Source organism: Burkholderia sp. 10_S31 (assembly GCF_056930375.1).
Genome location: NZ_JBXOWK010000001.1, coordinates 3,046,392 through 3,058,857 on the forward strand (window position 1 = coordinate 3,046,392; position 12,466 = coordinate 3,058,857).

At 66.9% G+C, this 12,466-nt stretch carries 10 protein-coding genes; 3 read left to right on the forward strand and 7 right to left on the reverse strand.

From position 1 onward, the window contains the following. Positions 1–89: 89 nt before the first annotated feature. Together AC1Z3W_RS13710 and AC1Z3W_RS13715 are read left to right on the forward strand one after the other, a co-directional pair. Positions 90–1,034, forward strand: coding sequence for a GlxA family transcriptional regulator (locus AC1Z3W_RS13710; protein WP_057927521.1), 945 nt, complete (start codon positions 90–92; stop codon positions 1,032–1,034). Positions 1,035–1,220: 186 nt separating this feature from the next. Beyond that, positions 1,221–1,589 (forward strand): YbjQ family protein, encoded by a 369-nt coding sequence (locus AC1Z3W_RS13715; protein ID WP_057927522.1) that lies wholly within the window; start codon positions 1,221–1,223, stop codon positions 1,587–1,589. 10 nt (positions 1,590–1,599) lie between these two features. Here the strand turns inward: AC1Z3W_RS13715 and AC1Z3W_RS13720 are convergent, their stop codons facing one another. From AC1Z3W_RS13720 to betC, 7 genes are all read right to left on the reverse strand, one after another. After that, on the reverse strand, positions 1,600–2,319 hold the full coding sequence (locus AC1Z3W_RS13720; protein WP_483507765.1) for a PepSY-associated TM helix domain-containing protein: 720 nt from the start codon (positions 2,317–2,319) through the stop codon (positions 1,600–1,602). Beyond that, a complete protein-coding gene (locus tag AC1Z3W_RS13725; RefSeq protein ID WP_124833879.1) occupies positions 2,316–2,999 on the reverse strand; it encodes a Fe2+-dependent dioxygenase in 684 nt (227 codons plus the stop codon). The genes AC1Z3W_RS13720 and AC1Z3W_RS13725 overlap by 4 nt, the downstream gene beginning before the upstream one ends. A 43-nt stretch (positions 3,000–3,042) precedes the next feature. Further along, positions 3,043–5,250 (reverse strand): TonB-dependent receptor, encoded by a 2,208-nt coding sequence (locus tag AC1Z3W_RS13730; protein WP_483507766.1) that lies wholly within the window; start codon positions 5,248–5,250, stop codon positions 3,043–3,045. A gap of 560 nt (positions 5,251–5,810) precedes the next feature. Continuing rightward, positions 5,811–7,061, reverse strand: coding sequence for an MFS transporter (locus AC1Z3W_RS13735; protein WP_483507767.1), 1,251 nt, complete (start codon positions 7,059–7,061; stop codon positions 5,811–5,813). Positions 7,062–7,283: 222 nt separating this feature from the next. After that, complete coding sequence (locus AC1Z3W_RS13740) at positions 7,284–8,423, reverse strand: porin (protein ID WP_057927527.1); 1,140 nt, start codon at positions 8,421–8,423, stop codon at positions 7,284–7,286. 256 nt (positions 8,424–8,679) lie between these two features. Then, positions 8,680–9,648: a choline ABC transporter substrate-binding protein gene (gene choX, locus AC1Z3W_RS13745; RefSeq protein ID WP_483507768.1), complete on the reverse strand. Its 969-nt coding sequence runs from the start codon at positions 9,646–9,648 to the stop codon at positions 8,680–8,682. Positions 9,649–9,693: 45 nt separating this feature from the next. After that, the gene (gene betC, locus AC1Z3W_RS13750) at positions 9,694–11,229 is read right to left on the reverse strand and encodes a choline-sulfatase (protein WP_483507769.1); all 1,536 of its coding nucleotides are present in this window, start codon (positions 11,227–11,229) and stop codon (positions 9,694–9,696) included. Between the two features lie 201 nt (positions 11,230–11,430). Between betC and AC1Z3W_RS13755 the strand changes: the two genes are divergently transcribed. Further along, complete coding sequence (locus tag AC1Z3W_RS13755; protein ID WP_483507770.1) at positions 11,431–12,357, forward strand: choline sulfate utilization transcriptional regulator; 927 nt, start codon at positions 11,431–11,433, stop codon at positions 12,355–12,357. Positions 12,358–12,466: the final 109 nt, after the last annotated feature.

The window sequence follows — 12,466 nt, forward strand, 5'->3', positions numbered from 1 at the left end:
CGGGCGCGATGCGCGCCAGTCTCCCCGTTCGCCGCGCCGCGCCGCGTCGCGCCGTGCGCGACGACCACCCGATTCCACCCCACGCTCCGATGCCAGAGGATTTCCACTTCCTGTTGCTGCCCGGCTTCTCCGCGCTCGGCTTCATGTCCGCGGTCGAACCGTTGCGCGTCGCGAACCGCTTTCGCACCGAGCTGTACCGCTGGCACGTGATCAGCGCGGACGGCGCGCCCGTCGCCGCGAGCAACGGCATCCCGGTCGCGGCCGAAGCCGCGTATGCGGACGTCGCCCAGGTCGAGACGGTGTTCGTGGTCGCGGGCTTCGATCCGCTCGTGTGCTACGACCGCGCGCTCGGCGACTGGTTGCGCCGCCAGAACCGGCACGGCGCGACGCTCGGCGGCATCGACACCGGCAGCTTCGTGCTCGCGGAAGCCGGGCTGTTCGACGCAACTCAAATGCTCACGCTGCACTGGGAGGCGCTCGCCGCGTTCCGCGAACGCTACCCGGGCCTGAACGCGACGCAGGAGCTGTTCGAGATCGACGACCGGCGCATCACCTGCGCGGGCGGCACCGCGTCGATCGACATGATGCTCGACCTGATCGGCCGGCGGCATGGCGCCGATCTCGCGGCCGCGATCTCCGAGCAGTTCGTCGTCAGCCGCATCCGGCAGCGTTCGGACAGCCAGCGACTCGAGATCGCGGCGCGCTACGGTGTGCACAACCGCAAGCTGATCCAGGTGATCGGCACGATGCAGCAGCACATGGAAACCCCGCTCGGCTCCGACGCACTCGCGCAGGAAGTATCGATCACGCGGCGCCAGCTCGAACGGCTGTTCAGCGCGATGCTGAACGACACGCCGACGCGCTTCTACCTGAACCTGCGCCTCGATCGTGCACGCGAACTGCTGCAGCAGACCGACATGAGCATCACGTCGGTCTGCGTTGCGTGCGGCTTCGAATCGCCGTCGCATTTCTCGCGCACGTATCGCTCGCGTTTCGGCGTGAGCCCGCGCAGCGACCGGCGAGCGACGCGCTGAAGTTCGGCAAGCTGGCGCTCGCGTATGCGGTCGATCCCGGCGGCGCGACCGTCAAGCACTGACGGGGCCTCACTCGGCTCGAGCCGCACCGAACGCGCGCGTCATGCGCACCCGATACGGTTCGAGCGCCTTTCCGGTTCCGGCTAGAATCGTCGTTCGATCACTTCCGCACCACGGTGCAGCGCCATGACCGATTTCTCCCGCTCAGTCAGCGACCTCTCGCCCGATCGCGTGACGACCGCGTTCGATCTTCCCGGCCACAAGACCGTCCGCTCGCTCGGCGTCGCACAGGGCATCATCGTGCGCTCGCGCTCGATCGTCGGCTCGTTCGGCGCGGCGCTGCAGACCCTCTTCGGCGGCAACATCACGCTCTATACGTCGCTGTGCGAGAAGGCGCGCCAGCAGGCGTTCGACAAGATGCTCGCCGATGCGCGCAAGCTCGGCGCGAATGCGATCGTCGCGATGCACTACGACTCGACCGAGATCGGGTCGGGCATCACGGAAGTCATCTGCTACGGCACGGCCGTGCAGGTCACGCGCGACGCCGGCGCCTGACCGTCAACCGTTACGCGCCGGCCGCACACACGATCGCGACGATCGAGCCGATCACGAGCACCATGCCGATCGTCTTGCGCTTGTTCAGCTCGGTCCACAACAGCACGCCCGTCAGCGACAGCAGGATCAGCGCGCCGGCGAGCGTATCGACGAGCAGCACCCAGCCGATACTCATCCCGACGCCCTTGTGCAGGTTCGTCAGCCACGCGAGCGTGGTGTTGTCGGTGCGCTTGAGCGTCATCGTGCCGCTGCCGACCCAGTAGTCGACCGCGACGCTTTCACGCGGCGACGCGAACACGAGCTGCCAGTGCTCGGGCTGCACGGTCTCGCGGTCGCCCCATGCGACCGGATGCTCGGGTTCCTTCTGCACGCGACCCATCCGTTCCGGCACATGCAAATCCGGTTGTCCGCGCAACCATTGCGCAAGCTCGCGCGGCGAATCGGGTTCCGGGTCGGGCACGTCGAGCCGCAACGTCTCGACATGCGGCGCGCCGGTCTGGATCCGCAGCGGCGACGCACGATGATTCAGCAGGAACCCCGTCGTGCCGAACAGCAGGCCGAGCGCGGCGCCCCACAGGCCGACCCAGCCGTGCACCTTGCGCAACCACTTGATGAACGTACCGCGGCGCGATCGCGTGCCGCCGGAGCCCGCCGGACGCGCGCCCGGCGCGGCACGCGACACCGGCGACGCGGGCGCCGCGTCGATTTCGATGGGATCGGCAACGCTCACGTCTCGCTCCAGATTCTCAACAGGTTGTGATAACAGCCGACGAGACTGCGGCATGCCTGCGCATCGGCGCCGCTTGCGTTGAGCCGCTGGATCGCCGTGTCCATGTCGAACAGCAGCGCGCGCTGCGCATCGCTGCGCACGAGGCTCTGCACCCAGAAGAAGCTCGCGACGCGCACACCGCGCGTAACCGGCGTGACCTGGTGCAGGCTCGTCGCCGGATAGACGATCATGTCGCCGGCCGGCAGCTTGACCTGCTGCACGCCATACGCATCCTCGATCACGAGTTCGCCGCCGTCGTATTCGTCGGGTGCGGACAGGAACAGCGTGACGGACACGTCGGTGCGCAGCTTCACGCCGTTCGGCAGCACGCGCACCGCGCCGTCGACGTGGCTGCCGAACGTCATCCCGCCTTCGTAGCGGTTGAACAGCGGCGGATAGACCTGGTTCGGCAGCGCCGCGCTGATGAACAACGGATTGCGCTCGACCGCGGCCAGGATCACGTCGCCCAGCTCGCGCGCGACCGGCGAATGCTCGGCGATCTGCTGGTTGCGCTTGACCGGCGCGCCCGTATAGCCGGCCGTCGCACGGCCGTCGACCCACGCGTCGCCCGCGCGGTCGAGCCGGTCGCGCACCGTGCGCACCTGCTCGGGCGTCAACACGTTCGGGATGTGTACAAGCATCGTTCCACCTGTTTGATCGAATGGCGCGGCAGCCGGCGTGGGCTCAGAAACGGTAGTCGAGCGTCGCGAGGAACGTACGCCCGACACCCGGCACCGCGCGGCCGCCGTCCGACTGGATCAGCGCATCGTAATAGAACTTGTTGGTCAGGTTCAGCAGGTTCAGGCGCAGGTCCCACTGCTTCGCGTGATACGCGGCCGTTGCATCCCAACGCGTATAGCCGCCCACCTGCACGTAGTCCGTGTTCGCCGCGTAGCGTCCCGACATGTAGGTCGGGCCGCCGCCGATCTCCCAGTGCGGCGTGAACGCATACGTCGTCCACAGCGTGAACGTGTTGCGCGGCGTATTCGCGAGCGTCTTGCCCTGCGTGCCGTCGCGCGCGCTCAGGATCACGCCGTTCATGTACGTGTAGCTGCCGAACACCTGCCATTTCGGCGTGATGTGACCCGTCACGCTCGCCTGGAAGCCGCGCACGCGAATGTCGCCTTCGAGCAGGTATTCGCCCGTCGACGTCTGCGTGCGCGCGTTGCTCTTCTCCTGCTGGAACAGCGCCGACGTGACCGACAGGTTGTCGTTCAGCAGGTCCCACTTGCCGCCGACCTCGTACGACTTCGTGTGCTCGGGCGACAGGTTCTGCGTGTTGTTCGTGACCGTCAGCGTCTCGAGCGACGGGTTGAACGACGTGCCGTACGAGAAATAGTACGACTGCGATTCCGTCGGCTGGTAGATCACGCCGGCACGCACGCTCGTGAAATAGTTCGTCTGCGACGTGTAGCCCGGTGCGTTCACGGTGTTCGCCAGATGCGCCTGGAAGCGATCCCAGCGCAGCCCGCCGACGAATTTCCAGTCGCGGCCGATCGACACCGTGTCGTTCATGTACGCGGCGAGCGTGGTCGCGCCCGATTCGGCATGGTTGGTCGGTGTCTGCGTCGCATTGGACGCCGTCGACGACAGGTAGGCCGGATCGATCAGCGACAGGATCGGCAGGCCGCTGCGCGTGTACGTCTGGTTCGTGTAGCTGTCGTGGCCGACCTCGACCCCGGCGATCAGGTCGTGCTTCACGAAGCCCGTGTCGAACTTGAAATGCGCCATCGTGTCGTTGTCGACCGAATGGTTCTCGATCACGCGGTCGTGGCTCGCGAGCTTCACGTACAGCGCGGACATCGGCAACGACGTGTAGTTGCCGTTCGTCAGCGCGGGGCTCGACGACAGCGGCCCGGTCAGCACCGCGTTCGCGGCCGTCTCGCGCGCGTCGGTCATCGAGTGCGAGAACGACGTGCGGTTGCTGATCGTCAGCGCATCGTTGATGCGATGATCGATGCGCGCGGACACGGTCTGGACGTCCTGGATCGTGCGGTCGTCGGTGAGGCCGTAGAACGTGTTCTTCGGCACCGGCGCCGGATGGCCGTTGACCGCGAGCACACCGTAATCCGGCATGTCGTAGTTGTGCTGGATCAGCGCGGACAGCGTCACCTCGGTCGGCGTGCCGATGCCGAAGCGCAGCTCCGGTGCGATCCCGTAGTCCTTGTTCTTCATCACGTCGCGCGTCGAACCGAGCGACTGGCCGAACGCGTTGATGCGAAACGCCGACGTCGCGCCGAGCGGCCGGTTCAGGTCGACGCTCGTGCGGTAGCGGTCGTCGGTGCCGATCGTCGTCGACACCTCGGCGGACGGCTTCAGGTTCGCCTTCTTCGACACCTGGTTGATCACGCCGCCCGTCGAGCCGCGCCCGAACAGCATCGACGACGGGCCGTACAGTACTTCGACCGAATCGAGATCGAACGTGTCGCGGTAGTACTGGTTGCGGTCGCGGAAGCCGTCGAGATAGATGTCGTTCTGCGCGGTGAAGCCGCGCAGGTTGATGTTGTTGCCGATCTGTCCGCCTTCCGCGCCGCCGATGGTGATGCCCGGCGCATTGCGCAGCGCGTCCTGGAACGACGTGAGCCCCTGCGACTCCATCAACGCCTTGTTGATCACCGTGACCGACTGCGGAATGTCGCGCAACGCGGTCGGGGTTTTCGCGCCGACGGTCGAGCGCTCGGCCTGGAAGTCCTGTTGCACGGCCTGCCCCGACACGCTGATCGTCGGCAGCGTGTCGCGCGTGGCCGCAGCGGCAGCCGGCGACGCATCGCCCGGTTTCGCGGCGGCGGCCGGCGACGATTCGGTGCTCGCGCTCTGTGCGAGTGCGGGCGCAGCGATAGGCAAAGCAAAGGCCAGCGCGAGCGCGCTCGCGAACGGGGTCCTGTTCGGCATGGAAATCCAGTCGGAATGAAACCGCCCCGCGTGGACGCACGCAATGCGCGCGCACGAGGCACGGAAGCGTTGGCTTGCTGACCGCCGGCGATCAGGCCGACAGCACTAGCTGGCTAGGTTGACGAGTAACCGGCGGCAGACGCCGCACCGGCCACGGAAATGAGAATCGGTATCATTCCATGTATTTCTTTTTGTTTCAATTGATAACCGCATCGTCATGCGAAAACGCCACGTTTCCGGAAATTACTGAAAGTTTAATGTAATTTTTAGAATGAATATTGTAATTTTAGTCGGCCATTTCATCATATGAATGTGCGCTCGAAGCCTTGTGCTTCAAGGCATCGAAGGCATAGTCTCTTCTGATTTTCGCGCCTCGCCGAATCCGGCCGATCCATATGGTTTACGACGCCGACGCGTCGCCTCAGCCAAAACGACGAATTAGTCTGACGATTATCCAGACCGAATGCCGTTTGGCATTTGATTCAAAACTGAAAGCTATTTGAAATAAATAGCCGCGAATGAATCGGCTTCGGTTCGACGCATCGGGCCATGACATCGACTCAATGATCGCGCTCCAGCGACGTCATGTTCCGCAAGGTCGGAAACAGGCGCATCCACGTGAGCGCAACGGCGATCGTCGCCGCGCCGCCGACCACGATCGCCGCCGGCGCGCCCCACCATGCGGCCGTCGCGCCCGATTCGAATTCGCCGAGCTGGTTCGACGTGCCGATGAACAACGAGTTGACCGCGCTCACGCGCCCGAGCATGTCGTCGGGCGTGCGCAGCTGCACGAGCGACAGGCGCACGACGACGCTCACCACGTCCGATGCACCCAGCGCCGCCAGCGCGACGAGCGACAGCGCGAAATGCCGCGACAACCCGAACACGATCGTCGCGATACCGAATGCGATCACGCCGCCGAACATCGCGCGGCCCGGCCGCCCCTTCAACGGAAAACGCGTGAGCCACAGCGTGCCCGCGAGCGCACCGACCGCGGGCGCCGCGCGCAACGCGCCGAGCCCCCACGGTCCGACCTGCAGGATGTCGCGTGCGTAGATCGGCAGCAGCGCGGTCGCGCCGCCGAACAGCACGGCGAACAGGTCGAGCGACAGCGCACCGAGGATCGCCGGTTCGCGCCGGATGAACGCGATGCCCGAGAACACCGAACGCAGCGTGACCGGCTCGCGTGCCGGCGGTGCGCTGCGCAGCGGTATCGTGCCGCTCAGCACCGCCGCGATCGCGAACGCGACCACGCTCGTGCCGAACGCGACGGGCGCACCGATGCCATACAGCAGCCCGCCGAACGCGGGCCCGAGAATCTGCGCGGCCTGGTTCGCGGACGTCGACAGCGCGGTCGCGCGCGGCAGGTCGCTGCGCGGCACGACGGCCGGCAGCAGCGACGACACCGACGGCGATTCGAACGCGCGCGCGGTGCCGACGATCGCCGCGAGCGCATACACGCCCGGTGCGGTGAGCCCGCCGTTCGCCGCACCGAACAGGAACGCGCCGGCGGCCAGCGCCTCGACGCCCTGGCAGATCGTCGCGATGCGTCGGCGGTCGTAGCGGTCGGCCACCTGTCCGACGACGAGCGTCAGCACGAACATCGGCACGAACTGCGCGAGCCCGACGAGACCGAGCGCGAACGCGCTGTGCGTGAGCGCATAGACGTACCAGCCGATCGCGACCGACAGGATCTGGAACGCCAGCGACGACATCACGCGCGTGCCCCAGAAGCGCTGGAACGGTGCGTGTCGGAACAGGTTGGCGGGTAGCTGGGACGGCGAACCGGATTCGGGTAACGGGGTGGTCATCGAGGAGGTGTCATCGGAGGAGAGCGGGCGGCCGGCGATGCGCGCTGCGGCCGAACCGCGATGATATCGCCAACCGTGCCGATCCTGCCGGACGCGCACCCCGCGCCGGTGGCACCGGCGCACACGGCACTACCCTCCCGCCGCGCAAAAAAAAAGCGCGAACCGCAGTTCGCGCCAAAGAGAGACCTCGCTGAGGACACCGGAAGATCTACCCCACCCCACTCAGAAAGAATGCCGCATCCCGATCCGCACGTCGGCCTGCGTCTGCGTGGTCGACGGCGTGAAGCTGTAGCCGATGACCGCATCGACACCCTGCGACGCGCGCAGGTAGTCGCCGGAGATGTACACGTCGGTGCGCTTCGACAGCAGGTAGTGCAGGCCGGCCGTCCCCTGGTTCCAGTGGTGGCCTTCGAAGCGCGTGTGCTGATAGCCCGCGATGAAGCTGAGCGCCGGCGTGAACTGGTACAGGCCGCCGCCTTCATACACCTGCATGTGCGACGACTGGCCGAAGCCCTTGATCGTCGTGTACGAGAAGTTCGCGTCGAGCGACAGCTTGCCGATCGTGTAGCTCGTGCCGATGCCGAACGTTCCCTGGCTGTCGACGTCCATCGCGGTGTTCGAGAACAGATCGGTGCGCGCGCCGGTCGCCGGATCGACGGTGACGGTCTGCTGGCCGAGGAACGTATGCGTGCCGATCATCGCGTACGGGTCGAACGCATAGATGCCGTTCGGGTTGTTCAGGCGCGTGTACGCCGCACCGATCGAGAAGTCGCCCTTCGTGAAGCTCGCGCCCGCGCTCCATGCGCTGTTGCGATGGAAGTTGCCGGCGACGTTGCCGAACGAATACATCGCGCCAAACTTGAAGCCGTTCAGGTCGTTCGACAGGAACTTCACCGAGTTCGGCAGGCGGTCGCCGTTGAAGCGGTCGAAGTCGCCCTGGTGAATCGCATAGCCGCTCCCCCATGCCGAGATGTTGTAGATCGACACCAGCTCGTTGGTGATGTCCAGCTGGTTGCCGAACGACAGCGTGCCCCAGTCGTTCTGCAGGCCGACATAAGCCTGGCGTCCGAACTCCGCCCCGCCGAAGCCGAGCTGCCCGTTGCCGAGGTGGAAACCGCTCTCGAGCGTGAATACCGCTTTCAGGCCGCCACCGAGATCTTCAGTGCCCTTCAGGCCGAAGCGGTTGCCGTACGCGATGCCGTCGTCGAACTTGACCACGTGCGAGCCGCCCGTGTTGTTCACGTACGTAACGCCCGCGTCGATGATCCCGTACAGCGTCACGCTGCTCTGCGCATGGCCGATGGCGGGAATACAGGCCGCGCATACCAGCGCGACCGCTACGGCAACTTTCTTCTGCTTCATTGTCGACCACCCTCCCTGAACCGTTCTGTGGAAAGAACCGTGGCCTGGCGCGCGCCGCAATACGCCGGCCGATTCGAATTCGGTACGTCTACTAGCTTCGGTATTTCGTTTTCCGCAATAACGTAGCCATTGGCGAAAAATACAAACCCATATTTATGGTCACCAGTCTGAAGGCGACACCAAATGGTCTCGATGCGACTGCTCGGGAAAACACCGAGACGGGCAGCCATGCAAAAAACGGCCGCCCGAACATGGATCAGCGGGCGTCGAGCGCCGCGCGCACGGCCGGCAGGGCCGGTGTGCCGGATGCGGTCGTCACGCCATCCAGCCAGCCCTCGACGAGTGCCGGGTCCGCCTTCAGCACGTGCTGCGCCGCAAGCGCGGGCGACGTCTTGTTGTCGAGCATGTCGGCGATCATCCTGTTCTCGACGTCGACGGAGAAGGTCATCTGCCGGAACAGCCGCGCGAGGTTCGCACACTGGCCGGCAAAGCCGGAACGCGTCACGGTGTTGACGGTCGCACCGCCGTAGTTCGGACCGAAATACGCGTCGCCGCCCGACAGGTAGGTCAGGTGGAACTTGGTATTCATCAGGTGCGGCTCCCACGCGAGAAACACGATCCAGCGCTTGTCGCGCACCGCACGCTCGACCTGCGTGAGCATCCCCGTCTCGCTCGATTCGACGAGCGACCAGTTCGCCGGGCCGAGCGCATGGTCGGACAGCATCCGCTTGATGTTCTGGTTTGCGGGCGCGCCGGGCTCGATCCCGTAGATCTTGTCGCCGAAGCGGTCCGCGTAGCGTGCGAGATCGGCGAACGTATGCACGCCCGCGGCCGCGACGTAATCGGGCACGGCCAGCGTGAACTTCGCGCCGCTCAGGTTCGCGTGGAGCACGTCGATCGACTTCTCGTCGACGAACGGCTTCACGAGCGGCGCCTGCGCGGGCATCCAGTTACCGAGGAACACGTCGACCTGCCCTTTCTTCAAGCCCTGGTATGTGATCGGCACCGACAGGTTCGCAACGTCCTGCCGGTAGCCGAGCGCCTTCAGCACGACGCCGGCCATCGCGTTCGTCGCGTCGATGTCGGTCCAGCCGGGCGCCGCCATCTTCACGTCGCGACACGTCTGCGGGTCGGCGGCGTGCGCGGGCTGTATCGCCATCACACATGCGGTCGCGGCGAGCGCCGCGCCGATCCTTCGGATTGCTGCTTGGGATTGCCGTTTCATGGTTCGTTTCCTCCGTCGTTCGTCAATGACCGCGATGCGGACCGTTCAGCGCCCGACGCGCGGAAAGCGCGCCATCGCTTCGAGCGTGTCGAGTTCGATGTGATTGCGCATGTAGCGCTGGCTCGCGTCGGTGAACGGTTGCCAGTCCCACGCCTGAATGCGGCCCTGCGTCGTCGCCGCGTAATGGAAGCGGCGCCGCCGCTGGCTCGCACGCACCTGCGCGTCGAGTTCCGGCAGGTTCCAGCATCGTGCGGCCTCCGCGCGGAACGCGGCGAGCACGTCGGCCGCTTCGGGCAGGCCGGCCAGGTTCGTGCGCTCGCGCGGATCGTCGGCGAGGTTGTAGAGCTGGTCGGGATCGGCCGGGCAATGCACGTACTTCCAGTCGCCGCGGCGGATCATCACGACCGGCGCAACCGCCCCTTCCGCGAGGTATTCGCCCAGCGCGACGTCGTGCGCGGGCGCGCCTTGCAGATGCGGCACGAGGCTCGCACCGTCGACCGGGTCCGGCCAGCCGCCGGCGGGCGCCGCGCCGGCCAGGTCGACGAGCGTCGGCAGCAGGTCGACGTGCGACACGGGCCCGCGCACGCGCGCGGCGTCGAAACGGCCCGGCGCGTGGACGATCAGCGGCACGCGGCAGCCACCTTCGAAGAACGTCATCTTGTACCAGAGCCCGCGCTCGCCGAGCATGTCGCCGTGATCGGACGTGACGATCACGATCGTGTCGTCGGCGAACCCGCATTGCTCGAGCGCGGCCAGCACGCTGCCGAACTGCGCGTCGACGTAGGACGTCGCGCCGTAGTACGCGCGGCGTGCGGCACGAATCTGCGCATCGGTCGGCGGCGTACGGTCGTTTTCGCAGACGAAGCGCAGCCGCTGCGAATGCGGATCGCTCTGTTCGGCGTCGAGCCGCACGGCTGGCATGTCGATCTCGTCGTCGCTATACAGATCCCAGTACTCGCGCGTGATCGCATACGGATCGTGCGGATGCGTCAGCGACACGACCATGCAGAACGGCCGCGCGTCGTGCCCGGCCGCCCGCTCGCGCGCGACGTCGTACAGCTTCTGCTTCGCCGCGAACGTGACCTCGTCGTCGAAGTCGAGCTGGTTCGTGCGCACGCACGGGCCGGCCTCGAGCACCGAGCTCATGTTGTGATACCAGCTCGGCCGCTCGGTCGGGTGGTCCCAGTCGGGCACCCAGCCGAAGTCGGCCGGATAGATGTCGGTGGTAAGCCGCTCCTCGAAGCCGTGCAGCTGGTCGGGGCCGCAGAAATGCATCTTGCCGGACAGCATCGTGCGGTACCCGCCGGCACGCAGGTAGTGCGCGAAGGTCAGCGTTTGCGCCGGCAATTCGGCGGCGTTATCGTAGGCACCGATACCCGATGGCAGCTTGCCGGTCAGCAGCGAGAAACGCGACGGCGCGCACAGCGGGCTCGCGCAATACGCGGCATCGAACACGACGCCTTGCGCGGCGAGGCGGTCGAGCGTCGGCGTACGCGCGACGCGGTTGCCGTATGCCGGCAACGCGAACGGCGTCAGCTGGTCGGCCATCAGGATCAGGATGTTGGGAGTCGGATTCGTCATCGCGGTCGTGGGGAAATCGGTGTTCGAACGAAACGGCGCAACGCTCGTGCAGCGCAGCAGCCGACATGACGGACGCAGCCTGAAGAAAGTACCGCGCGCACCGGCCGCGACTGGCTAGAATCGCGGAGGGCCTGGCGCGGCGCCGTGCCGTCCGAAGCACTATCCCCCGCCCGAATTCGCGCGGGAAGGCGTCCGGCTCTTATGAGGCCATTAGAGAGACTTATGTCGAAATCCGAACCGTTACCGTCGATGCAGGCGCTGCGCGCGTTCGAATCGGCCGCCCGCCTCCAGAGCTTCACGGCCGCCGCGCGCGAGCTCGGCTCGACGCAGCCGGCCGTGAGCCAGCAGGTGTTCCAGCTCGAGGCGGAACTCGGCGTGCCGCTGTTCGAGCGCAGCCCGCGCGGCGTCACGCTGACGAGCGACGGCCAGTGCCTGTACGAAGCCGTGCGGGTGAGCCTCGACACGCTGCGCGGCGCCACCGCGACGCTGCGCGCGCGCCGCGAGCACGGCGCGCTCACGATCGTCACGGATTTCGGTTTCGCGACCTACTGGCTGATGCCGCGCCTCGCGGGGCTGAAGCGCGTGATGCCGGACGTCGACGTGCGGGTCGTCACGTCACAGGATTACGACGCGCAGCGCGACCACGCCGACATCGCGATCCTGTTCGGCGACGGCCACTGGCCGTCGTGCACGGCCGCGCGGCTCTTTCCGGAATCCGTCACGCCCGTGTGCTCGCCCGCGTTCCGCGCCGCGCACTCGCACGTCGCGCGGCCCGAGCACCTGCATGCGCTGCCGCTGCTGCACGTGCAGCCGACGCGCCCCGAGCGCTGGCTGTCGTGGGCCGGCTGGTTCGACGCGCACGGCCTCGACGCGCCGGCCGCCGCGCGCGGCGTGACCTTCAACAGTTACGCGCTGGTGATCCATGCGGCGCTGCTGGGCGAGGGCGTCGCGCTCGGCTGGTCGCCGCTCGTCGACGAGCTCGTCGCATCCGGGCAGCTCGTGAAGCTCGTCGACGCGCCCGTCGTCACGTCGCGCGGCTATTTCCTCGTGCGGCCGCCGCAGCGGCCCGAGCCGGACGCGACCCACGTGTTCCGGCGCTGGCTGCTCGACGCATGCGCGCCGGCCTGAACGGCCGTCCTGCCGGTCCGCAGGCGCCCGCCCGACGTCCGCCCGACGTCCGCCAGCCAGCCGCCCGACGCCAGCGCCGCCCGGCTACGCTGGCGCACCGATACCAGCC